The sequence below is a fragment of the Sphingobacterium sp. LRF_L2 genome, from assembly GCF_965644235.1.
Taxonomy (GTDB): domain Bacteria; phylum Bacteroidota; class Bacteroidia; order Sphingobacteriales; family Sphingobacteriaceae; genus Sphingobacterium.
In genome coordinates, this window is sequence record NZ_CBFFRI010000003.1 from 355,959 (window position 1) to 378,389 (window position 22,431).

At 38.8% G+C, this 22,431-nt stretch carries 24 protein-coding genes; 4 read left to right on the top strand and 20 right to left on the bottom strand.

Annotated elements, in window-relative coordinates; all coding sequences use genetic code 11:
- Nucleotides 1-66: 66 nt before the first annotated feature.
- From ACSZOX_RS07505 to ACSZOX_RS07545, 9 genes are all read right to left on the bottom strand, one after another.
- A complete protein-coding gene (locus ACSZOX_RS07505; protein ID WP_437919243.1) occupies nt 67-447 on the bottom strand; it encodes an NADH-quinone oxidoreductase subunit A in 381 nt (126 codons plus the stop codon).
- 103 nt (nt 448-550) lie between these two features.
- Nucleotides 551-2,290 carry a tetratricopeptide repeat protein gene (locus tag ACSZOX_RS07510; RefSeq protein WP_437919244.1) on the bottom strand — a complete coding sequence of 580 codons (1,740 nt, stop codon included), beginning with the start codon at nt 2,288-2,290 and terminating at the stop codon, nt 551-553.
- A 32-nt stretch (nt 2,291-2,322) separates the two neighbouring features.
- Nucleotides 2,323-3,267, bottom strand: a complete 945-nt coding sequence (locus tag ACSZOX_RS07515) for a PstS family phosphate ABC transporter substrate-binding protein (protein WP_437919245.1) — start codon at nt 3,265-3,267, stop codon at nt 2,323-2,325.
- Between the two features lie 336 nt (nt 3,268-3,603).
- Nucleotides 3,604-4,485, bottom strand: coding sequence for an energy transducer TonB (locus ACSZOX_RS07520; RefSeq protein ID WP_437919246.1), 882 nt, complete (start codon nt 4,483-4,485; stop codon nt 3,604-3,606).
- 26 nt (nt 4,486-4,511) lie between these two features.
- A complete protein-coding gene (locus ACSZOX_RS07525; protein WP_437919247.1) occupies nt 4,512-5,060 on the bottom strand; it encodes an ExbD/TolR family protein in 549 nt (182 codons plus the stop codon).
- Between the two features lie 20 nt (nt 5,061-5,080).
- The gene (locus tag ACSZOX_RS07530) at nt 5,081-5,731 is read right to left on the bottom strand and encodes an ExbD/TolR family protein (RefSeq protein ID WP_437919248.1); all 651 of its coding nucleotides are present in this window, start codon (nt 5,729-5,731) and stop codon (nt 5,081-5,083) included.
- 97 nt (nt 5,732-5,828) lie between these two features.
- Complete coding sequence (locus tag ACSZOX_RS07535) at nt 5,829-6,659, bottom strand: MotA/TolQ/ExbB proton channel family protein (RefSeq protein WP_437919249.1); 831 nt, start codon at nt 6,657-6,659, stop codon at nt 5,829-5,831.
- A gap of 433 nt (nt 6,660-7,092) precedes the next feature.
- Nucleotides 7,093-7,443 (bottom strand): translation initiation factor, encoded by a 351-nt coding sequence (locus ACSZOX_RS07540; protein ID WP_437919250.1) that lies wholly within the window; start codon nt 7,441-7,443, stop codon nt 7,093-7,095.
- Nucleotides 7,444-7,445: 2 nt separating this feature from the next.
- Nucleotides 7,446-8,324 (bottom strand): diacylglycerol/lipid kinase family protein, encoded by an 879-nt coding sequence (locus ACSZOX_RS07545; protein ID WP_437919251.1) that lies wholly within the window; start codon nt 8,322-8,324, stop codon nt 7,446-7,448.
- Between the two features lie 390 nt (nt 8,325-8,714).
- Between ACSZOX_RS07545 and metK the strand changes: the two genes are divergently transcribed.
- Entirely contained in the window at nt 8,715-9,968 is a 1,254-nt protein-coding gene (metK, locus tag ACSZOX_RS07550; RefSeq protein ID WP_437919252.1) for a methionine adenosyltransferase, read from the top strand.
- A gap of 72 nt (nt 9,969-10,040) precedes the next feature.
- Here metK and ACSZOX_RS07555 read toward each other — a convergent pair whose 3' ends face one another.
- The 6 genes from ACSZOX_RS07555 to ACSZOX_RS07580 are packed head-to-tail and all read right to left on the bottom strand — an operon-like array spanning nt 10,041 to nt 16,220.
- A complete protein-coding gene (locus tag ACSZOX_RS07555; RefSeq protein ID WP_437919253.1) occupies nt 10,041-11,369 on the bottom strand; it encodes a DUF58 domain-containing protein in 1,329 nt (442 codons plus the stop codon).
- Complete coding sequence (locus ACSZOX_RS07560; protein ID WP_437919254.1) at nt 11,369-12,364, bottom strand: AAA family ATPase; 996 nt, start codon at nt 12,362-12,364, stop codon at nt 11,369-11,371. Before ACSZOX_RS07560 ends, ACSZOX_RS07555 begins: the two co-directional genes overlap by 1 nt.
- Nucleotides 12,361-13,572: a DUF4350 domain-containing protein gene (locus tag ACSZOX_RS07565; RefSeq protein ID WP_437919255.1), complete on the bottom strand. Its 1,212-nt coding sequence runs from the start codon at nt 13,570-13,572 to the stop codon at nt 12,361-12,363. Before ACSZOX_RS07565 ends, ACSZOX_RS07560 begins: the two co-directional genes overlap by 4 nt.
- Nucleotides 13,563-14,363: a hypothetical protein gene (locus ACSZOX_RS07570; protein WP_437919256.1), complete on the bottom strand. Its 801-nt coding sequence runs from the start codon at nt 14,361-14,363 to the stop codon at nt 13,563-13,565. Before ACSZOX_RS07570 ends, ACSZOX_RS07565 begins: the two co-directional genes overlap by 10 nt.
- Nucleotides 14,350-15,267, bottom strand: a complete 918-nt coding sequence (locus ACSZOX_RS07575) for an ABC transporter permease (RefSeq protein WP_437919257.1) — start codon at nt 15,265-15,267, stop codon at nt 14,350-14,352. The genes ACSZOX_RS07570 and ACSZOX_RS07575 overlap by 14 nt, the downstream gene beginning before the upstream one ends.
- Nucleotides 15,258-16,220, bottom strand: a complete 963-nt coding sequence (locus ACSZOX_RS07580; RefSeq protein ID WP_437919258.1) for a stage II sporulation protein M — start codon at nt 16,218-16,220, stop codon at nt 15,258-15,260. Before ACSZOX_RS07580 ends, ACSZOX_RS07575 begins: the two co-directional genes overlap by 10 nt.
- A 154-nt stretch (nt 16,221-16,374) precedes the next feature.
- Here ACSZOX_RS07580 and ACSZOX_RS07585 point away from each other — a divergent pair, with 154 nt between their 5' ends.
- Nucleotides 16,375-17,103: an RDD family protein gene (locus tag ACSZOX_RS07585; RefSeq protein ID WP_437919259.1), complete on the top strand. Its 729-nt coding sequence runs from the start codon at nt 16,375-16,377 to the stop codon at nt 17,101-17,103.
- A 9-nt stretch (nt 17,104-17,112) separates the two neighbouring features.
- Here ACSZOX_RS07585 and trmB read toward each other — a convergent pair whose 3' ends face one another.
- Nucleotides 17,113-17,763 carry a tRNA (guanosine(46)-N7)-methyltransferase TrmB gene (gene trmB, locus ACSZOX_RS07590; RefSeq protein ID WP_437919260.1) on the bottom strand — a complete coding sequence of 217 codons (651 nt, stop codon included), beginning with the start codon at nt 17,761-17,763 and terminating at the stop codon, nt 17,113-17,115.
- A gap of 57 nt (nt 17,764-17,820) precedes the next feature.
- Here trmB and fcl point away from each other — a divergent pair, with 57 nt between their 5' ends.
- Entirely contained in the window at nt 17,821-18,753 is a 933-nt protein-coding gene (gene fcl / locus ACSZOX_RS07595; protein ID WP_437919261.1) for a GDP-L-fucose synthase, read from the top strand.
- Here fcl and ACSZOX_RS07600 read toward each other — a convergent pair.
- The 3 genes from ACSZOX_RS07600 to ACSZOX_RS07610 form a co-directional block, all read right to left on the bottom strand.
- Nucleotides 18,750-19,256: a hypothetical protein gene (locus ACSZOX_RS07600; protein ID WP_437919262.1), complete on the bottom strand. Its 507-nt coding sequence runs from the start codon at nt 19,254-19,256 to the stop codon at nt 18,750-18,752. The two genes, fcl and ACSZOX_RS07600, sit on opposite strands and share 4 nt — an antisense overlap.
- Nucleotides 19,231-19,650 carry a hypothetical protein gene (locus tag ACSZOX_RS07605; protein WP_437919263.1) on the bottom strand — a complete coding sequence of 140 codons (420 nt, stop codon included), beginning with the start codon at nt 19,648-19,650 and terminating at the stop codon, nt 19,231-19,233. The genes ACSZOX_RS07600 and ACSZOX_RS07605 overlap by 26 nt, the downstream gene beginning before the upstream one ends.
- A 141-nt stretch (nt 19,651-19,791) precedes the next feature.
- A complete protein-coding gene (locus ACSZOX_RS07610; RefSeq protein ID WP_437919264.1) occupies nt 19,792-20,061 on the bottom strand; it encodes a YtxH domain-containing protein in 270 nt (89 codons plus the stop codon).
- Between the two features lie 204 nt (nt 20,062-20,265).
- On the opposite strand from ACSZOX_RS07610, the gene ACSZOX_RS07615 reads away from it, so the two are divergent.
- Nucleotides 20,266-21,804 (top strand): YifB family Mg chelatase-like AAA ATPase, encoded by a 1,539-nt coding sequence (locus tag ACSZOX_RS07615; RefSeq protein WP_437919265.1) that lies wholly within the window; start codon nt 20,266-20,268, stop codon nt 21,802-21,804.
- Here the strand turns inward: ACSZOX_RS07615 and ACSZOX_RS07620 are convergent.
- The gene (locus ACSZOX_RS07620) at nt 21,801-22,427 is read right to left on the bottom strand and encodes a rhomboid family intramembrane serine protease (protein ID WP_437919266.1); all 627 of its coding nucleotides are present in this window, start codon (nt 22,425-22,427) and stop codon (nt 21,801-21,803) included. The genes ACSZOX_RS07615 and ACSZOX_RS07620 overlap by 4 nt on opposite strands.
- Nucleotides 22,428-22,431: the final 4 nt, after the last annotated feature.

The window sequence follows — 22,431 nt, forward strand, 5'->3', positions numbered from 1 at the left end:
GATTTTTGGTTTATATTAAGTTTATATTGATGGGAAAATCCTATCGCAATAGGACTAAAAAGGGTATCAATCCCAATCCAAGGCTTTTTTCTTTATCACATAGATAAATCCAAGCAGTAGCAAGCCCATGAAAACGAACATTTCTAGGAGCCCCTCTACACCAAACTCACGGAAATTAACAGCCCACGGATACATGAATATCACCTCCACATCAAATATCACGAACAAGATTGCCACTAAGAAATACTTAATAGAAAACGGTTGTCTTGCGTTACCAATAACCGGTACGCCAGACTCAAAAGCTCCCAACTTATTTTCCGTTCGAACTTTTGGACCGATTAAATGTGTTCCGATGATTGTTAAAACACCAAAACCTATTGCTACACCTAATTGAATTAAAATAGGTATATAATCTACTGGAGTGCTATTTAGGTTTACACTTTCCATAATTATTAGTTTATTATCTGTTCTCAATAACAAATATATAATTTTTTCGCATAAAAAAAAGGGACTGCAAGCAGTCCCTTCATATTTTAATGATTTTTTAATCTTATAATTGATCAACAAACTGACCCGCAAATTCGTTTTCAGGGTCAACCTTTATTGTCTCTTGGAAATATGCTTTTGCTTTTGCATTATCTCCTTTTAAATAAGCTAAGTAACCTAAGTAATTATTTGCATCCGAGATGTAAGAATTAAGATTAGGATCTTCGCTCTGTACCGTTTTAACCGCTTCAAGTAATTTTGTAAACGAATCTACAAAAAGCCCCTGTGCTTTCTCTGGTTCATACATAACCCCGTCTAAAGCCAATTCAGAAAGACCTTTATAGTATAAACCGTTAATCAAATATTTCTTGATAACATCTTCTTTTGTCGCCGTTGTTACAACTGCAAAAGCTTTCACCGCTTCTTCCAATATCGGTCTTGCTTCAGCCAATTTCTGCTCGCCAAGCTCTGGTGTTACCTCCTCGTTTTCACCTGGAGAAACAATTTTAGAGCCTTTGCTGTATTGACCTAAACCAAGATAATAGTTTGCATCGTAATAATAGTCAGATTTTGGATCAGCAGCTGGCAAACGGAAGATTTTAATAGCATTATCCACATCCCCATCTTGGTATTTAGCAAATGCTGTCTCTGCAATTTCAGTTTCTAAATTATCATCTTCAGCCTGTTTCTCTACCGCTTGCTTCAAGAATTCAGCTCCCTTTGCCTCATCGCCCGCGCTTAAATTCGCTAGACCCGCATAGAGGTAATCACGAGGGATCAAACGCTCTGGTTGAACTTTTGAAAACAACGTATTCATATATTCTGCTGCCTTAGCAAAGTCTTTATCTTGATTATAAGCGATATAACCTAAGTAACGATAAACTTTCGCGTCTACTCCAGGAGCATTTGCAAGCTCTTGCGCTACTGTTTTCAACTCGGCATAGTTACCCGAATATACTAAGAAATCCGCATAACGGGTTTTAGCCTCTACAGAGTTATCACCTGTCAACTCCAAATATTTTTTGTAGTTCTCAACACCTTTTTGGTTGATCTCGCGGTATTGATCCTCAGGAGCTTTCAAAGACGATAAATAATACGTTTCTGCCAACTCTCTGTATAACGGAGCATATTCCGGGTGCTCTTGTGTTAATGCCGTTAGTTGTTCAATAACGACATCATAAGCTTGCGCTCTTCTTGAAATAACCGCCTGACCAATTTTAGGTGCCAATAATGTCGGATCCATGTATTCTGCATCGCGATAATTGACATAGGCCTGGCTGCTTTCACCTAGTCCAGCATAAGCGTCTCCCAAAGCCACTAAAATAGTTGCATCTTTTGCATTTTTAGCCTTAGCTTGCGTTAAGTACTCAATTGCTTTGGTAAAGTCAGGCTTCGGTGCGTCAATATACGCTTCACCGATATACAATAAAGGAAGATAATCCTTCTTTCCTAGACCGGAAACCGCTGTTGCAAATTTACTTTCAGCAGCACTTTGATTACCGCTCATCAAATCAACAATACCTAAACCTACATTATTCAATTGTTCTTTTGGCGCATTTGTCAAACCTTGATTGAATACATAAGCTGCGGAATCCACCTTGTCATTAATTAAGTGAACCTTTCCTAAATAGAAATAATTTTCACCCTCTTTCGCCTTCTTCTCCACCAAATTCTGAAGAATGCTTTTCGCCTTGTCATATTGCTCAGCTGTAAGCGCAGCTTTCGCATCTTTTAAGCTCTGTGCACTTGCAGAACCAACGGCCCCAGCCAATAATAGACTTAAAAATAATTTGCTGTTTGTCATAATTTATTTGTGTTCTATTTTATTCTTACTAATTAAATATTATCACGTACTATAATCTCGCGCCCTGGCATAGTTGCAGGGACTAAACCTGATCTCAACACGATACGCTGTCCTCGATCTCCAGTCAAAAAGGCAGAAAAACCGATGCCCAATCCAAGATTCGGCTGATAGTTTAGCACATAAAATGTGCGCTGCAAAGGATATTGTCCTGCGGCGATGGTTGATTGACTCGGCTTGTAAAATAAATTATCAGCCTTCTCGCTCTGTGTATTCTGCACGCTCAATATACGAATATTATTTTTATTTGTAAATGAAGAAACCAAATCGTTGTATTGGTTGAATCCCAATAAACCTACACATTCCGGGCACTGGGCAACGCGCTTCAGCACCTCTTCTGCACTGCCCGCAGCCTCTACAAAGTTAGAGGCAACTTTCTCCATCTTTCCCAACTCTTGCATATGTCTGAAAACGCTCGAATTCAAATCATCAAATACAATTTTTTTCTTATCCGTGCTATTTCCACGCATAGCTTCACTTAAATACTCCATAGTAACGCTAGTATCTGCCGATTTAGTATGGCCTATAACAACTATTCCATCGGTCCAAATAGGAAATATTCTAGGCGTAATTGACCTTTGCTTAAAATATTCTTCTTCGCGTTTGTTCAACCTTCTGGCTAAAATAGCAACCCGAGCTTTATCCGACAATAGCTCGCGTACCGCAAAAACTTCTGGATTTACAATCAGATTCAGTTTTGCATTCGGATAGGAGGATAAAAACACTTCTTCTTGCTCTTTCAACAAAGGCAAAACCGATGCATCAACGACTACATTCAGCGAACCAACCAAAATATCTTCTTTCTGCGTTGCCCCATTAATCGTATCAGACGTCCCATTACCTCGTTCTTTTGATCGCGAACAGCCTATGACCATGCCAGCCACTAAAACACCAAAGAATATATATATTAAGCTTTTCATCCTATTACTGTACCAACTATGTACTAATTCATTCTTTTAATTTCCATTTAATCTATTAGAATCAACTCTTTAAGAGAAGTTTAATCGATCAAACACTAGCGGTTAAAATTATTTTGCCATAACCTCGCAAATCGCATAAATGAATACACAATAAGCAGTATTGCAAAAAAATTTTTATACGTCGGATCAATTGGAATCGGAAAACTTTTCCAAAAAATAATTAAAATGCCCAACGTAAAATAGAAAGCGAACATCGCTAGGCCTAAAATAGACAGAAATCGCTGGGTAGGCGATTTCTGACTAAATTTATTTGTGCTTTTACGCAAACCGTTCATATTACTGTTGAAGGTTTAGTGTAATAGGCAATGTATATGCTACGCGAACTGGACGACCATTCTGAATCCCTGGTTTCCATTTTTTTGCTTTCTGCAATACATTTACTGCAGCCTGACCAGTACCATATGATAAATCTTTTACCACTTTAATATCCGTCAAACTACCGTCTTTTTCTACAACGAAAGAAACAACAACCTGCCCCTTAACACCGGCATCAATTGCACCTTGTGGATAGGTATAAGTTTCCCCAACCCATTTACGGAATGCAGCTAGACCACCGATTGGCTCGGGATTAACCTCCACCGCTGTGAAAATTTTATTTGCATCCGCATTTCCATTAGGATCTCCTGTAGCACTACCTGTAATCTGGCCTTCAACTTTCTTAGGACCAAATTCTCCTGTAGGAACACCGGAAGCTCCTTTAGTACCTTTTAGCGTGATACGAGCTGGTGTTTTATTTTCTTTCTTAATTTCTTCTTGAGAAACAACCTCTTCTTTTACTTGATTTTGAGGCACCACTTTAGGCTCAGGAAAACGAACCAAGTCTTCCGCCGGTGGCTCCTGCGCTATACGTTGAGGTGGCTCTTCTTCTTGTGGAAGAGGCTCTTCCTCCTCTTCTTCTGGCTCCGGGATATCCAAATCCTCTAAAGTAACTTCTGTGATAACAGGAGCTTGCTCTACAGGTTTATCTGGAAATATCGTAATGTTAAACATTTTTGGAGCACTCAAAACAAGAACGACAGCTGCAATAGTGAATAGACCGATGTTTGTCGCCTTCGGAGCAAACTTGCGTAAGTCGTAGGCACCATACTCTTTATTTCTATTCGCAAAAACAACTTCAAGCCATTCTTTTTTGAATATATCTAATTTAGAACCAAACATATTTTACTTAATTATGCGATTAGTCATTAGTTAAAAAGACCTTCGCCTTTTAATACCTCTATTTCGTCGTTGTTGATTTTGGAAATCATGTAACGTTTTACATCTACAATTTTCATCTCGTCTAGAATATCAACAAGATTTCGTTGTACAGATTTTTCGCTCGGTCTGATTACCACAATCAAATCTTTACCACCTGAACGTGCAGGAACCTCTTTTTGCATTTTCAGCAACACTTGGCGAATACCTTCTTTACCGTACGCTACAGTCGTTGGCGGATAAATTGGTTTTGCAAGCTGCCCATAGTACCAAGAGATTTTGTTGTCTGAACCAAGTAATAATGTAATGGAACGATTATCTGCAATTTCCAGATTATCGTTGGCATCCATCTTATTCTTATCTGGCATAGCAACATCCATTGCCTGTGGTTTATTTAACGACGTGGTTAACATAAAGAAAGTAATCAATAAGAAGGCTAGATCCACCATGGCTGTCAAATCGACTTTACCACCGTTTTTCTTCGCTCTTACCTTACCACCCTTTTTGCCCTTACCACTATCTTGATTTAATTCTGCCATTTTCTTTTGTAATTATGCGATTACTCCTGAGCTCTCAAACCAGTCACGAAACTGAATTTATTCTGCTTCTGATTACGCAATGTTTCAATAATCAAATTAACAACTGGATATTTTTCTTCTGCATCCGCTTTGATAGCAACTTTCATTGGTCCTGGATCGGTGAAATCTTTTTCACCCTCTCTCGAACGGTTATATTCTATCGTCGCTTTTCGAGCTTCCTGTACCCAGGAATACAATTCGTTTGATGCAGTCTCCGTACTATCTACAGGAATACCCGGTTGGATCTCCTCCTTACGTTGGTCATTTGGCAATGAAAGTAGTTGACGTAAATTTTTAATTGGAACACCAAATTCGTCCAATTGTTTAAACTTCTCATACTCCTCTCCGGAAAAGGCAACGCTATATTTTTGCGACATATTCTTCAATGTAATCTCCCGAACAGTCGGGTTCTTTACTGCAAAGAATATTTTACCATTCGCCACGGAAATAATACCTAAGTTATCATCAGGCAACTTATCCGGGGTTGTTGACGCAGGTGTATCTACAACCAAAACTTCAGGTTGACGCGCTGTCGCCGTTAATACGAAGAATGTAAGAAGTAAGAACGATACGTCACACATCGCCGTCATGTCGATGGAGGTACTGGCTCTTTTTACTTTTGCTTTACCCATTTCTCTTTACTTCTTTAATTAACAATTCCTATTCTACAATGTTATGATGACTTTTTTTCACAAATTCCATAAAAGAAATTTAAAAAAATCATTTTTCTTATTTGTGGTTAGCCGCGTACGTTTGTACGATAGAGAAACCAGCTTCGTCGATAGAATAAGTTAAAGAGTCAATTTTAGCAGTCAAGATATTATACATTACGATAGCGAATGTTGAAGTACCGATACCTGTAGCTGTATTGATCAAGGCCTCAGAGATACCGTTCGCTAATTTTGCAGAATCTGGAGCACCACCTGTAGCAAGAGCCGAGAAGGCTTTGATCATACCTGTTACTGTTCCTAATAATCCTGTCAATGTACCGATAGAAACTAATGTAGCAATTACATTCATGTTTTTCTCTAACATAGGCATTTCTAACGCCGTAGTTTCTTCGATTTCTTTTTGAATAGCTACTACTGATTTTTCAGCATCTAATCCAGTGTTTGCAGAAACATCTTTGTATTTCAATAAGCCTGCTTTCACAACATTTGCTACAGAGCCTTTTTGTTTATCACACTCAGCGATCGCCGTGTCGATATTTCCACCGTTGATTAACGATTGTACTTTTCTAACGAAGTTACCTACATTACCTGTTCCTGCTGCTCTACCAATAACGATAAAACGCTCAATAGAAAATACCCATACCATTAAGAATAAACCAATCAAAATAGGTACGATAACACCTGCATGGTAAATCATTCCTAAATAGTTTCCTGGATTTGGTTGGTTTTCTGGATTGTTCTCCTGGAAGTTAGTAGGGTTACCCATTACAAATTTCCATACGATGTAACCAATTACGAAACAAATGATGATTGCTAAACTCGCAAATAAATTACCTGAATTTCCGCTTTCTTTCTTAGCAGGAGCAGTAGTTTTTGGTGCGTTTGCCATTTTTTACTAATTTTTAGATTTTTACTGTTGTTTAATATTAATGTTTAATTCAATTTGTGCAATTTACAAGCCCTTATTTTGCATCGTAGCAAAACAAATATACTATTTTGTATTAAAAATAAAATTTTCTCTGCATTAATTTATACATATTTCAAGAAGCTCCTCATCAGTAAACCACCAGCGGTTTCCTTTCCGTTCTAATGTATCATCGCCTCATGTCTTAACGCCGTTTAATGCGATATATTTTACAATGAAAACTATTTTTTTTCGTTTATGCAAATTAAAAAATCATTAAGTCTCAAAAATAAGTAAGTGTTCACTTACGGTATTTGTTGTCAAAACTCTGTTACAACTCTCCACTATGACCTACAAAATCGACGATCCTGAGTCAAATAATCGTCATTTTCAAGCCTATGCAACCGATTGTAAGTCACTATCCACCAACCAATTTAACACCATATCCTTCTTGCGAAAGCATTTCAAAGATCTTATTTTTAAAATCGCCTTGAATTAAAATCTCCCCATCTTTGGTTCCTCCACCTACACCGCATTTTTGTTTCAACTTTTTGGCTAAATCATTTAAGTCCTCGTCAGTTCCTACAAAACCTTGGATAATTGTAACAATTTTTCCCTTTCGTGCTTTCTTATCCAACAGCACTTTTAATTTCTGACGATTTATAGGAAGGGTCTCTTGCGTTTCCTCGCTATTCGTATCTGTATATTCAAAATCATCGGCAGTGGAATACACTACGCCTTCAAACCGTTGTTTCTTTTGTTTTGCCATAATTAACAAATTATTTTAAGCGACCTGTGTTTAATCTGAATATCGAGTTGCGTACCCATTTCTATCGGCTCCCCGTCTACATGTACAGGACCTTTTTCATCCCGAATAACTGTAATCACTTTTCCTGGAAGTATCTCTACGTATTCAGACTGATCGGCACTCTTCGTAAACAAGTGGAATAACATCTTCGGCCATAAGTATACTGGGAATTTATGAACGATACATACATCCAAAATACCATCATTAATCGATGCCTGTGGCGCAATATAAGCATTGTTCCCATATTGCGGAGAATTAGCAACACTAATCATAAAGGCTTCTTTACGATGCTCTTTCCCGTCCACAACGACTGTATATTTACTTGGCTTAAACTTACTTAATACATTCATGACCGATCGTAAATAGCCGACAGGACCTCTGATATTCTCGGTTGCAAAGTGGTCACTCACAGAAGCGTCAAAACCTAAGCCTGCTATATTGAAAAAATGTCGCCCATTAATTTCACCAACATCTACCTCTACCGTTTCAAACCTATTAATACGTCTCAAAGCTGCAGCCTCATTCAATGGAATCCCTAAATAAAGGGCCAATCCGTTCCCCGATCCTTCAGGAATAATACCCAAAGGCATATCCGTTCCTACAATGGCAGACCCCAATTCATTAATCGTTCCGTCTCCTCCTACAGCCACCACCGCATCGTATTTTTCCTGTATGGCCCATTTCCCCAATTCAAACGCATGATTTGCGTGATCGGTTAATGTGAAAGTAGGGTCGAATTTCTCTAAATTCAAAACCTCTAAAACTTGTTTATTAAACGCTGTTTTCTTTTTCCCTCCCGAGATAGGATTAATAACAAACAAAATTTTTTTACGTTGACGCATAGCTGGTCATTTCCTTTTTAAGGGGATAAAGATAATGAAATAGTTCTTCAATTTATGTGCAATAGTGCTCCAGAATCAAAATCAGACTTCAGGATTAAAAGACTACTTATACCCAGCTATCACCTGTCTCTCCTTTATTTGCCGACTTACCTCACTTATTATGCTAACTTAGAACGCACCTTGACATTTTTTTGACAAGACAATTTTGAAATAGTTTTTAGATATAAAACAAAGAGTCGTATTTTTGTTCGCAAAATGTGGACTGATTTGCGTTAACATAGAAATCTATGTTTAAGGGGATTGCAACCACAGTAAAAAAGTGCTAAAATCAAAAATTGTTTTTCCACTTCTACTTGCATACCCTCCTTTATAATCAAAAAAAAACATGCAATGGCATACTTATTTACTTCAGAGTCGGTGTCAGAAGGACATCCTGATAAAGTAGCAGACCAAATATCTGATGCTTTAATTGATAATTTTCTTGCTTGGGATGAAGATGCCCGAGTAGCAATAGAAACTTTAGTGACGACTGGTCAAGTCGTTTTGGCCGGAGAGGTGAAATCTCAAATTTACCTAGATGTGCAAAAGATCACCCGTTCTGTTATCGAGAAAATTGGCTATACAAAATCTGCTTACATGTTTGAAGCAAACTCTTGTGGGGTCTTATCTGCTATTCACGAACAATCTGCAGATATCAACCAAGGAGTAGACAGAAAAACAAGACAAGAACAAGGGGCAGGTGACCAAGGTATCATGTTTGGATATGCAAGCAACGAAACCGACAATTACATGCCACTCGCTCTTGATATTGCCCACCGTTTGTTGTACGAATTGGCGGCTTTGCGCAGGGAGAATAGCGAAATAACCTACTTAAGACCTGATGCGAAATCACAAGTAACCCTCGAGTATAGCGACGATCACAAACCTCAGCGTATCGATACCATTGTGATTTCGACGCAGCATGACGACTTTGATACAGAAGCGGAGATGTTAGCAAAAATAAATGCCGACATCAAGAATATATTAATCCCTCGTGTAAAAGCACAATTGAAACCGGAGTTGCAAGCATTATTCACAGATAACATCAAGTTCCACGTGAACCCAACGGGTAAGTTTGTTATCGGAGGGCCTCATGGGGATACAGGACTTACCGGTCGTAAGATTATCGTAGACACTTATGGCGGAAAAGGAGCACACGGCGGGGGTGCTTTCTCAGGAAAAGATCCTTCCAAAGTGGATCGTTCGGCAGCATATGCTACACGACATATTGCAAAGAATCTAGTGGCCGCTGGCGTCGCAGATGAAATACTCGTTCAGATCTCTTATGCCATTGGTGTGAAAGATCCTATGGGAATATATGTGAATACGTACGGTACGAGTAAAGTTGGCATCTCTGATGGAGAGATTGCAACAAAAATCGCTGATTTGTTCGATATGACCCCTTATGGTATTGAAACACGGTTGGGATTGAGAAACCCAATTTATTCGGAAACGGCAGCATATGGGCATATGGGAAGAACGCCTCAAAAAGTAAACAAAACATTTGAGAGCTCAACAGGCGAGAAAAAAACGATAGAAGTAGAGCTTTTCACCTGGGAAAAACTAGACTACGTCGATCGCATTAAAGAAGTTTTCTCACTATAATAAAATGAAAGGGGCATTAAGCCCCTTTCATTTTATTATATATTAATGAATTAATACGATTTACAAAACCACTTAGAGAAGCCCTCTGGCTTTAATTTCAAGGTATTTATTAATTGCATTAACGGTAAGATGTTCCGGAGCTGTATAAATCGTCTGTATTCCTTGCCGATTGAGCTCTTGAATCACCAAATGCTTTTCATAAACAAATTTTTGTGCAATAATCTGGTTGTAGACATCGATAACGCGTTTACCCCGCTCTTTTGCCATATCTATTAACTCGGTATTCTTAAAAACCACAGCAACAACAATATGTCTCTTTGATAACATCCGTAAATAAGGCATCTGTCGAGATAAAGCGTCGAGCGTTTCAAAGTTCGTATAAAGCATTAACAGCGACCGCTTATTCACATGCTTATTACAAAAAGCATAAAGGCCACCGAATTCAGATTCCTCAAAATCAGTCTGAATACCGTAAAGTTTATCCGAGATCAGCCGCATTTGATTATTCCTTTTTTCTGCAGTCACATGGTTAGACACCGTTTTTGAAAAGGTCAACATGCCTGCCCTATCTTGTTTCAAAATAGCAGCGTTTGCCAGTACCAGCGTAGAATTAATAGCATAATCCAACAACGTTAAGCCTCGAAAAGGCATGCGCATTACCCTTCCTGTATCAATTAACGCATAAATCGGTTGAGATTTCTCTTCTTGATATTGATTAACCAATAATTTCTTATGCTTAGCAGTAGCTTTCCAATTGAGATGTCTGTATTCATCCCCTCTCACATATTCGCGAATGTGATCAAATTCCAACGTCGCACCAACTTTTCGAATACGCTTTATCCCCATCTCAACCAAACGGTCCGTCGTCGCCAACAACTGATATTTCCTCATTTGTATAAAAGAAGGATAGCAAGCAATATCCAAAGGATCCGCTCCCGTAAATTTGCGTTCAAAAAAACCGAAATGGTGAACCAATACATGGCATCTTCCGAATTGATATGTGCCTCTCGTGGTGGGGCGTATCACATAAGTAATCGTTTTAACCTCCCGCGACTTTAACATTACCGAAAAATCGGTCTCCCGAAATTGCAATTCCACCGGAAATTCCTCTAAAACCCGCGCCCCGACTTTCCGAGGATAGTTACTTATCAATTCAAGCTTCAACTCATTTTCATCCCCATTAGAGAGCTTTTCGGGGTAGTTACGACGGATCATCACCTTACTTTTCCCGGCATACAGAAAGACGATATCCCAAAGACAGACAGCAATAAATAACCAGAATAAAATAGTAGCTACTAGAAATAATGCCTGAATAAAAAAAGAAAGCAGGAAAATTGTCGCCAACAAAAGCAGCGCATAGAAAAAATTATTTCGAATATATAAGCTACGAATAAACTTCATTATCTTGGAATCTCGATACTGTCCATGATCTGTTGAATAATATAATCCGTGGTAAAACCCTCCATTTCTCGTTCGGGAGTCAGCAACACACGATGAGATAAAATACTAGGTGCCACATATTTGACGTCGTCAGGAATCACAAAATCTCGTCCTGCTAAGGCAGCTACAGCTTTAGAAGCCTCTAAAATAGCGATAGACGCGCGCGGCGAAGCTCCAAGCGATAGGTCGGGATTAGACCGGGTATTTAATACGCCTTGCGCTATATAATTGAAAACATCATCATGCACATAAATCTGTTTAATAAGATTTTGAAAATGGACAATATCTTCCACCGTAATTACCGCGTTAACCTGATCTTCTTTATTACGTTGACCTTGCCCATGATGTTCCCTAAGAATCGTTAGTTCCTGTTCCAATACGGGATAATCAATATTTATTTTGAAGAGGAAACGATCGAGCTGTGCCTCCGGTAATCGGTAAGTCCCTTCATGTTCTATCGGATTTTGTGTAGCAAATACAATAAAGGGGGCAGGAACGCGATAGCTATGTCCATCCACGGTCACCTGATGCTCAGACATACATTCGAATAAGGAAGACTGTGTCTTAGCGGGTGCGCGGTTGATCTCATCAATCAACACTATATTTCCAAAAATCGGCCCCTTTTTGAATTGAAATTCATTGCTCGTCAAATCTAAAACAGAAGAGCCTGTAACATCTGAAGGCATAAGGTCGGGTGTAAACTGAATCCGACGGAATTCCCCTTGAATACTTCGTGCAATAAGTTTTGCTGTCAAGGTTTTTGCGACCCCAGGCATCCCTTCAATAAGTGAATGTCCTGCGGCTAAAATCGACACAATCAATTTATGCACGACATCATCTTGACCTATAATAACTTTTTTCACTTCACCTTTTACAGCATCCATCTTTGTTTTTAACGCTGTCAAATCTATTCGATGGTCGAAGCTTGGTTCGTATTTATTTACTATTTCGCTCATAATATATTCGCGTTAATTTTAAATTCTTCTATTTCATTGTTTAATTGGACCAACTCCTGATCCGTTGCCGCAGTTGCCGCCCGATATCTTATTAAGAGATCAACCAGATGAACGCATTGTTCTACTGAAACCGCAGATTTTGATGACAGTTGCTTTGGAAAATCAACTTCTTCCAGCTTTAAAATATCCAATTGAAAATACATGCGAAGCTCGTAGAGAAAGTACTCTACTTTCTTTTGCGCCAAATTCCCCGGATTTCCACTTTCATAATATAGCGAAGCGATGGTTCTCGCAAATTCTTTAGACAAATTCGGCTCCTGATAAAGCACCTTCACCGCACGTTGTTCGCGTTTACTCTTAAAGAGTAAAAACAACAGTAATACAAATAGCAAGATATACCAAGACTGCCGCAATCCATCGTTCAACAGCAGAACCCGTAGCGGTGTACGTGCCTTTTTATCTTCAGAAAAACCGTCATACCAATAGACCTTATTTCGTGAAAGTAGCTTCAACGAAGCTGAACCGTATATAAAATTGCGTTTCTGAACCATATAATAATTCGTAAACATGAGTGGTTCAAGGTGCAATAAAAAACGTCCTTTCTTTCTCTTAACTTCTACAAAGTCGGGAATCTCTTTCTTTCCTATTTCAAAACAACCGATAATCCGAACTGCGGCAGAATCTAAGTCATAAAACAGGCCCGGATATTCTAAGTCTTTATAAAAAGCGTTCTTTCCATCGTTCAATAAAAATGGTCGATTCTCTATATCAACAACATCTTCAAAATTCTCGGGATAGTAGTAATCTTGTCTTATCTGTAACGTATCTAATAATGCATAAGGAATCGTATTCGAGGAAATAAAAACTTCTCCCCCCCGTTCAACATATTCCAGAAGCTCTTTAGAAACTTCCTTGCCCTCATAAAACTGATCGACAACATAGACGATACTCCCGTCTTCCTTTCCTTTTAAAAATGTGCGAAGAGCACTGTAATGGGTTGATGTAAAATCTTCGATTACGACAGAATCTCCAAGAATATTCGATAGTTCCTGCCGAACAAAATAGAGCCCATAAGGGATTTTATCACGCTGGTTATATGTTCTTGTCCAATCGATCTTTTTATCACTCGTTACATCAATAAAACCAATGATAACAATGGTTATAGCGAGTAATATTAGGCCAAATTTGCTTCCGTTGTTCATCGCCATTTCGCCTGAAAGTTAAAAAAATAATCGGCATACTCGTCATACTTAGCCTGATCCACAACGGCTTTCCCATACCATACCCTATTAAAGATGGATACATTACGCTCAAAATCCTTTTTCAGCTCCAGATCTTCTATTTCTTCAATAAGTTCTATATGTGTTTTCGTATACTTCCAATCGAATACATTTTTCCTTGCAAGCAATTGTATATTCAGCAGATTGAGATACCGAATGGCTAATACAAAATCGCCATCGATCTTCGCCTTATTCACGAAATCCAATAAGTTCAAGTCTAGTAAATTCTTCTCCACAAAGCGTATCTCATTTTCCGGGCTTTGCTCATTCTTTTCAGAAAATAAGAGTCGATTACCCGAAAAGATGATCCGATAAACGATCCAAACTAAAATGAGAATACCAAGAAAGCCTAAAACCTTATAATATACGTCTGTAAACTCTACGTATCCTAGGTTCGGAAAAAAACTATCAATCCAATGGCTCAACCGTTTAAAGATTTTCTGGAAGAATCCTATTTTATCCATGCTATCCTCAGCGTAATCAAACTCCTCCGTTGCATACTTCTTTATTAATTTACCATAAAGCGCTGTATCAACTTTGGGGATTTGCTCATATCTTGCTATCGTGTCATAATAACCATCCTTCAAATAATCACTCGTTTTGCTATCTTCCTCTAGTGGACTTTCCAACAGGACATCTCGCGATATACTATCTTGTGCCCGCAGGACCAAAGATGACACGAGAAGTGAAAAAAGGAAAAACAACTTAAGCCCCATCATCTCTCCTTCCTAGGTCCGCTATTTTCTCGTAAACATCCTCTCCATAATTTACTTCCTTCGCTGTCTCATAGATGATTCCAGATATCAACACAGACAACATATAATATACTACATATAAAAGAACGAAAAGAATCCCACCAATTGCGACAAGTATTCTTCCGAGAAAACTATCAAAAAAAGTATCTTGAAATCCTATTGTATTGTAAGCTATGATACCCAAAATAAGCATAGGCATAAGGGAAAGCATCATCAACAGGGCTTGAAAAATAAAACTTACAATATAAGAAGATATGCTATAATCAATAATCTTCCTCCGCAAAAGGGAAAATGACTGCTGAATTGCATTACCTCCCTCCATATATCCTTCTCTATAAAATAAGAAAGCACAAAAAAACCAAACGCCAACAAATGCCATCAATATCCCCGCAGCAAAACTTCCAATGAGCGGTATAAACATCAAGATAAACATCGCCAACAGCAAAGGAATGATAAGAATACAGAGTGCAATAATAGCAATCAGCAAAAATTTCAAATACTTCCCAATATGATTCCGGAAAGCATGCCAAACATCAGCCGAAGTGAAATCTGTATTTCTCTTATTCTTTAGTAAGATGAAATATTCTATAGCAAAACCATAGCATATCATCCCTACAATGACAAGAGCGCCAAGACAGGCGAAAGCAATACCAACAACCTGTAAGGAGTCTGTAAAATCTTGCGATTGCGTTAAATTAATCTTTGTCGTACCATAGTATATTAAAACCAAAATTAAACAAAGAGGCACAATAGCTAATCGAAGAATTGTGCGAAAGAAATGTCCGATTATCAACCGCAATAAATTGACAAAATCTTGCACAATCTCGCCAAGTTTTCGCTCCTTTCTGAATTCAAAATCTATCTCCATCCCTTTATGCGAGCTAATTTAAAAGGTCGAACAATGTAAAAATAAATAATAGCAGCAAAAGAAACAGCAATGATAACGATGCACAACCAAACAGACAATTGATAATGCCGCGTTACAAAGCCCTCTAAAAAACCTGCAATAATGAAAAAGGGAACAGTACTCACAAGTACCTTAGACGCGATCTTCATGGTACGTTTAAAGGACTCCAATCGACTATACGAGCGAGGGAACAAAATACTATTTCCGATGGCCAAGCCACATCCTCCTGCAATAACAATTACCGACAGCTCAATAGCACCATGAATCCAAATTGCAGACATTGCTTCCCTGAGCACGCCATATTGATAAAACATATGGTGAAAAGCGCCCACCATAAGTCCATTACTAAACAAAATATATCCCGCCCCAATGCTAAAAAAAATACCGTACGCAAAGGCTAAAAATGCAACGTGCACATTGTTAATTGTAATCGCTAAAGCGGACCCCAATGTGCTTCCACTTTGGTAAACTCCGGCCGGATTTCCAGCCTCAATATTATCAATACTCATATCGACATAATAATCACCAAGGATAAGACGTATAAAATCTAAGTCATAATGAGCGGAAAGCGCTCCAATCCCGATAGCTAAACAAAATAAAATCAAGGCGTATAAAAGCGGACGACGCAACTGCCAGATCGCGTAAGGGACCTCTTCTTCTATAAAATATCTGATGTGATTTCTGGAAGATTTTTGGTCTCTATACAATTGCTGATGGGCTAAAATAGAAAGTTCATTCAGGTATTCCTTCGTCTTAGACCTCGGGAAAAATGTCTGTGCATAGGCAAGATCATTGGTCAACTCTATATAATTAGAAGCGAGTTCATCTGGCGTTACATTTATTTTGTTTCTTAAATTGCGTTCAATTAAGATCCATTTATCTTTATTTCGTTCAATGAAGGACGCCTCTCTCATACCATTAAATTTATAAGCTCGCTATCCAAATATAGCGAAATAATCAGTATCAAGCGACATCACCAACCCAATATTTCACTTGTATTTTATAAAAGAATTACTATCTTTCTACAAGGAATAGAGACAGATAAACAAAAGATTTTTTGCAGAAAAGATGAATAAGTTACAGATTAACACACCCCAAAATGTAAAATTTGAGTATGATTTAGCTTCTTTAGGAGCTAGAATTATTGCTTTTGGAATAGACTATTTTATCATCCTCTGCTACGCGATTCTCCTATATTTTCTGTTAAATACTACGGGGTTATGGGAACAAAGTGATACTTGGCTAACCATGGGGATCTACATGTTAGGTTTACTGCCCGCCTTTTTTTATCCCTTTTTGATGGAAACATTCTTTAGTGGGCAAACGATAGGAAAAATGATCCTAAAAATAAGAGTCGTAAAAATCGATGGTACGCGCGCCACCGTATACCAATATTTCATTCGTTGGGTCTGTTCCATTGTGGATATATTTCTATGTGCAGGTGCTTTAGGGATAAGCAGCATCGTTATCACGAGGAATGCACAACGAATAGGCGATATGGCGGCTGACACAGCTATTATTAGCACCAAACAAAATACAGCAATCCAACAAACGTTATTCGCCGAAATAACGCAACAATATGTCGTTACCTTCCCAGAGGTCATCAGACTATCTGATAAAGATGCGAATTCCATAAAAGATATCTATAAAAAAGGTTACGAACGCAAAGATTACAACATTATACTCGCATTAAGCAATAAACTTGTTGACTTATTAAACGTCAAGCCGCAAATGCGGCCTGAAGAATTTATAGATATTGTAATAAAAGATTACTACTACACTTTCCGTGACAAGTAATTGTTGCACCTAAGAGAAGCGCCATTGCACATAGTTGATATTCTTGTTGTGCGCCAAGTATTTCTTCTCGTAATATGTTTTAATTGCCAAAACATCGTCTACCAGAGCGGACTGGTAAAGATCTGTTGTTTCTTTTGATATTGAAGCCTTTTGGAGAGTGATCTGCTCCAATGTATAGGCATAAAAACCATCATTGTCTGTCTTTAAATGCATGATACCATCAGACTTCAACAAATCTTTGTAGCGTTCCAAAAATTTAGGATGTGTTAACCGTTTCTTCTCTCTACTATCCTGCGGTTGAGGATCTGGGAAGGTTATCCATATTTCAGAAATTTCTCCGGAAGCAAAGTGTTCTAAAATCGTTTCGATCTGGATACGAAGAAATGCTACATTATCAATTCCTTCTTCCAAGGCTGTTTTAGCTCCGCGCCAAATACGGTTTCCTTTATAATCGATACCAATAAAATTTTTCTCGGGAAATAACTTAGCTAGATTTACAGTATACTCTCCTTTACCGCAGGCCAATTCTAAAATAACAGGCTTATTATTGCCAAAAAACTGAGAAGCCCACTTCCCCTTAAAATCTTTACCTGCATCAAGCTGTACAACGTTTTTAAAAGTTGCAACTTCCGCAAACTTTCTTAACTTATCCTTACCCATTTTCCGATATTTTGTCAGCAAAAATAACCTTATATTTGCAGGAATCAATGGTCAATTGTGGAAAAAGAAGCTAAAATATTTGTCGCAGGACATCGAGGTATGGTAGGATCGGCTATCGTACGTGCCTTAACCAAGGAAGGATATCGTAATATTATTACGCGAACTTCTCAAGAATTAGATCTACGGGATCAGTCCGCCGTTGCATATTTCTTTACACTTGAAAAACCGACTCATGTATTTCTTGCAGCAGCAAAAGTAGGAGGTATCATCGCTAATAACACGTATCGTGCTGATTTCATTTACGACAATATAGCCATCCAAACCAACATTATCCATCAATCTCATATCCATAAAGTGGAAAAATTGCTTTTTCTAGGATCGAGCTGTATATACCCAAAACACGCTCCGCAACCACTGAAAGAAGACTACTTACTCACAGGCACACTTGAACCTACAAATGAACCTTATGCCATTGCGAAAATAGCAGGTATCAAAATGTGCGAAGCTTACCGTTCGCAATACGGTTGCGACTTCATCTCTGCAATGCCTACAAATCTATATGGCATTAATGACAACTATCATCCACAAAACTCTCATGTACTTCCTGCCTTAATAAGACGTTTTCATGAAGCCAAAGCACAAAATTTGCCAGAGGTAATCATTTGGGGAACAGGCGCTCCTTTACGTGAATTTCTTTTCGCAGACGATTTAGGAGAGGCTTGTCTATTTCTAATGAAAAACTACAGTGCGTTAGAATTTATTAACGTTGGCGTGGGAGAAGACCTGAGCATTCGAGATCTTGCCCATTTAATCCGCACAATCGTTGGGTATGAGGGAAAATTAATTTTTGACACCGAGAAACCCGACGGCACCCCAAGAAAACTAATGGATGTTTCGAAATTGCACGCCTTGGGATGGAGACATAAAGTTGACCTCCATCAGGGCATTGAATTGGCCTATCAAGACTTTTTACTGAAATACACGAATTAATCGTGTCCGTGATTAGGAGGTATATCGGTATTAACTACCGCATTTTCTGCTGTAATTTCAAGTGAAGCTGCCTTCTTTTTTTTCTTCTTAGGTTTAATAAAGCTCGTCACCTTATCAATAAAACCGCTTACTTTATTTTGATTAACCTGCCCTATAGCAGTCTCCGAAGCCAAAAGAACAACAGCTTTCTTCAACCAGCCGGCTTTACGCAATAATGTCGAATTAAGAACTATAGGGGCGCCTATCTGTAACGCGTTCGTTAGCCAATCCGCATCTTTCCCTTGTGTAGCCTTTCCGATACCACTTACTACACCTTTCAACATCCCTGCTCCCGGAATATTTGAAGTAATATTTCGCACAAACCGTGCGGGAGCATCAATCTTGGATTTCAAAAGTTGATACTGATCGACCAGATAAGCTTCCTGTTCCTTTTTTCTCAGATTCACGCGTGCGATCTCTGATTTTAGGTCTTGTAAATTATTTATTTTCTGTGAATTCTTCATGAACGCCTGTTTTGACCTTTTCTTCAATAATATCTTCGTCTTCCTCACCATCCCATTTACTGGCTAACTTGCGAATGGTCATATCCATAAATGCACGTTCCAACTTAGGCTCAAAAGCCCTTATTAGCAATATCAGCACAAAGAATAGTACTCCTGTCAATAAAAAACCTAAGGCATTACTCCCTAAGAGTTCCCCTAAAAAGAACCCCAGAGCCATAGAGCAAAAAAATATAATGAATAAAGTAAACACCACTTTCGTTACATCCAGCACTAAAGATCCAGCTATGCGTGACCCTTTGGCCAACGCTTTTAGCTGCATCAGCTTCAGTTGCGTATCGACATATTCCTTTCCTTTCTGAAAGGTACCACCGAGTGAGAATTTTTCTTCTTTCATGAATTGATTTTTTTAAGGAGACCGTTTATATTACCACCACGTAGACAACATCTCTACAGACAGCAACAACTCTATTTTAAAGATGTAGACAGTCCCTCCTTGTTTTTTTATCTGTATAAAGACGGACAAGCCCGTCCTTCACTATGCATGTTCTTCTATTTCATCATCGAGCGCAACTTCAGCGTTCGCGACTTTTGATTTCACAACAGCTACCAATTTTTCTTTCAAATCATTTAACTGATCAAATTGCTCTTCTGCACGTTCTTTAATAGCATCACCTAAATCTGCCAACGATTCATTTATCTTATCTCTTGTCTCCGAGCCCTTATCAGGCGCGAACAACAAACCTAAAACTGCGCCAGCCGCTAAGCCCGCCAATAATGCCGTTACTATTTTACCATTTTCATTCATACACTTCTAACATTTAATAATTCTACCTCTATATATGTTTAACAAACGATTGTTGCAAACGTTTTAAAAATACAAAACTATTTCAGTTTGGAAACTCTCGTTATTGAAATACAACAAAAACCCTTCCAAAGCCTAAATGTCATGCTTTTTTTTGGATCTTCGGCCATATTAACTATCTTTAACAAAACCACTTGTAAACATGCCATGCTTATTAAATCCTTTAGTAGTGCCGTATACGGCATAGAAGCAACAACCATTACCGTTGAAGTACATATATCTACCGGAACACGGTATTATATTGTTGGATTACCTGATAATGCGATCAAAGAAAGTTGGCAACGTATAGAAAGCGCAATTATGACGATGGGATACCGTATGCCACGTCAGAAAATTGTTGTCAATTTGGCACCTGCTGCTATTCGGAAAGAGGGATCTTCTTACGATTTAGCGATAGCCATCGGGATTCTTGCTGCTTCTGGACAAATTCAAGCCCAACTTCTTGATGATTATGTAATATTAGGGGAACTATCGCTCAATGGCGATATCCTACCAATCAAAGGAGCCTTGCCGATAGCCATTCAGGCAAACATAGATGGATTTAAAGGCATCATTCTACCACGATCTAACGCTAGGGAAGCTGCCGCAGTGCAACAATTGGATGTGCTGCCAGTCAATAGCCTTAGCGAAATAGTAAATTTCCTCAATAGAGAGCAAATGCTGATTCCGACAAAAATTGATCTAGAAAAGGAGTTTCTCCATCAAATTAACAACTATGAAATGGATTTTTCAGATGTAAAAGGACAGGAAAATATCAAACGTGCGCTAGAAATTGCAGCTGCTGGTGGACATAATGTAATATTAATAGGACCTCCCGGTTCGGGAAAAACAATGCTAGCAAAGCGTCTTCCTACCATTTTACCACCCCTTTCCTTAGACGAATCATTGGAAACTACAAAAATCCATTCCGTGGCGGGGCAGCTTGGCGCACTTTCGTCTTTGATGACAGTACGTCCTTTTAGAGCGCCTCATCATACGACCTCAGATGTCGCGCTTGTTGGCGGCGGTTCCACTCCTCAACCTGGAGAGATTTCCCTAGCACATCACGGCGTACTTTTCCTCGACGAACTGCCCGAGTTCAAACGTTCGGTACTGGAGGTCATGCGCCAGCCCCTAGAATCTCGCGTCATTACCATTTCCCGTGCAAAATTTGCGGTAGATTACCCGGCAAGCTTTATGCTTATTGCCGCCATGAATCCATGTCCCTGCGGCTATTACAATCACCCCAACAAAGAATGTATTTGCGGCAGCACAGCAGTGCATCGCTACCTTGGAAAAATATCCGGGCCTCTTTTAGATCGAATAGACTTACATGTAGAAGTAACACCTGTAGAATTAGATGAACTATCGGGCAATAGAAATAGTGAGAAAAGCGAAACGATTCGAGCTCGTGTAATACGTGCTCGAACGATTCAGGCCGAAAGATTTATCGAGATGAAAAACATTCACAATAACGCACAAATGGGAACAAGAGTGGTTCGGGAAGTCTGCAAGATAACATCCGAAGGAAAAATCCTGTTGCAAACGGCCATGGAACGTCTTGGATTATCGGCGCGTGCTTATGACCGAATTTTAAAGGTCGCTCGAACTATCGCGGATATGGAGAATTCGGCTATGATTCAAAATCATCACCTTGCGGAAGCGATACATTTCAGAAGCCTTGATCGAGAGAGCTGGGCAGGTTAAAAATTATCCATAAAGTGGCGTATAGCCCATGGATACAACAACAAGGTGAGTGCTATACCCGACAAGGCTCCAAATAGATGTGCATCATGATTAATATGATCCTGCCCGTTTTTCGAAGCCCATATACTGTATCCTAAAAACAAAAGAGCAAAAAGATAAGCAGGCATCGGTATAATTAAAAAGATACCCAGCATAGCAGTAGGCTCAAACATAATAAAACTAAAAAGAACAGCAGAAATAGCACCAGAAGCACCCAAACTAGCATATGAACGATCGTTCCGCTTGCGGACAAAGGTGGGTATATCACTAAGAATCAATGAGAGTAGATAGAATCCTGCAAATAACAAATGTCCTACCTCCCCACTAAACTGAACAAACATAAGCTCCAAGCTGAATCCGAAATAGTAAAATGTAATCATATTAAAGATCAGATGTCCCCAATCCTTGTGAATCAGTCCACTTGTTAGCACCATATACCATTTTGATTTATCACGTTGCAAGCTATAGGGATGCAACATCAATTTCCCATACCATTGCGGGTTCGAAAAAACATATAAACTCAGGCCTATCGTTAAAGCAAAAATAATAGAGGCCACTGGCGTGCTATATAGCGCGTTGATCATATTC

Coding starts and splice junctions, on each gene's coding strand:
- ACSZOX_RS07515 (WP_437919245.1), bottom strand. CDS start 3,267: ATGAAAAGCTTAATATATATATTCTTTGGTGTTTTAGTGGCTGGCATG.
- ACSZOX_RS07540 (WP_437919250.1), bottom strand. CDS start 7,443: ATGGCAAAACAAAAGAAACAACGGTTTGAAGGCGTAGTGTATTCCACT.
- ACSZOX_RS07605 (WP_437919263.1), bottom strand. CDS start 19,650: ATGAAAGAAGAAAAATTCTCACTCGGTGGTACCTTTCAGAAAGGAAAG.
- ACSZOX_RS07585 (WP_437919259.1), top strand. CDS start 16,375: ATGAATAAGTTACAGATTAACACACCCCAAAATGTAAAATTTGAGTAT.
- ACSZOX_RS07575 (WP_437919257.1), bottom strand. CDS start 15,267: ATGGAGATAGATTTTGAATTCAGAAAGGAGCGAAAACTTGGCGAGATT.
- ACSZOX_RS07565 (WP_437919255.1), bottom strand. CDS start 13,572: ATGGCGATGAACAACGGAAGCAAATTTGGCCTAATATTACTCGCTATA.
- ACSZOX_RS07510 (WP_437919244.1), bottom strand. CDS start 2,290: ATGACAAACAGCAAATTATTTTTAAGTCTATTATTGGCTGGGGCCGTT.
- ACSZOX_RS07525 (WP_437919247.1), bottom strand. CDS start 5,060: ATGGCAGAATTAAATCAAGATAGTGGTAAGGGCAAAAAGGGTGGTAAG.
- ACSZOX_RS07560 (WP_437919254.1), bottom strand. CDS start 12,364: ATGAGCGAAATAGTAAATAAATACGAACCAAGCTTCGACCATCGAATA.
- ACSZOX_RS07610 (WP_437919264.1), bottom strand. CDS start 20,061: ATGAATGAAAATGGTAAAATAGTAACGGCATTATTGGCGGGCTTAGCG.
- ACSZOX_RS07570 (WP_437919256.1), bottom strand. CDS start 14,363: ATGATGGGGCTTAAGTTGTTTTTCCTTTTTTCACTTCTCGTGTCATCT.
- ACSZOX_RS07580 (WP_437919258.1), bottom strand. CDS start 16,220: ATGAGAGAGGCGTCCTTCATTGAACGAAATAAAGATAAATGGATCTTA.
- metK (WP_437919252.1), top strand. CDS start 8,715: ATGGCATACTTATTTACTTCAGAGTCGGTGTCAGAAGGACATCCTGAT.
- ACSZOX_RS07535 (WP_437919249.1), bottom strand. CDS start 6,659: ATGGCAAACGCACCAAAAACTACTGCTCCTGCTAAGAAAGAAAGCGGA.
- ACSZOX_RS07615 (WP_437919265.1), top strand. CDS start 20,266: ATGCTTATTAAATCCTTTAGTAGTGCCGTATACGGCATAGAAGCAACA.
- ACSZOX_RS07620 (WP_437919266.1), bottom strand. CDS start 22,427: ATGATCAACGCGCTATATAGCACGCCAGTGGCCTCTATTATTTTTGCT.
- ACSZOX_RS07520 (WP_437919246.1), bottom strand. CDS start 4,485: ATGTTTGGTTCTAAATTAGATATATTCAAAAAAGAATGGCTTGAAGTT.
- ACSZOX_RS07545 (WP_437919251.1), bottom strand. CDS start 8,324: ATGCGTCAACGTAAAAAAATTTTGTTTGTTATTAATCCTATCTCGGGA.
- ACSZOX_RS07530 (WP_437919248.1), bottom strand. CDS start 5,731: ATGGGTAAAGCAAAAGTAAAAAGAGCCAGTACCTCCATCGACATGACG.
- ACSZOX_RS07555 (WP_437919253.1), bottom strand. CDS start 11,369: ATGAAGTTTATTCGTAGCTTATATATTCGAAATAATTTTTTCTATGCG.
- trmB (WP_437919260.1), bottom strand. CDS start 17,763: ATGGGTAAGGATAAGTTAAGAAAGTTTGCGGAAGTTGCAACTTTTAAA.
- ACSZOX_RS07600 (WP_437919262.1), bottom strand. CDS start 19,256: ATGAAGAATTCACAGAAAATAAATAATTTACAAGACCTAAAATCAGAG.
- ACSZOX_RS07505 (WP_437919243.1), bottom strand. CDS start 447: ATGGAAAGTGTAAACCTAAATAGCACTCCAGTAGATTATATACCTATT.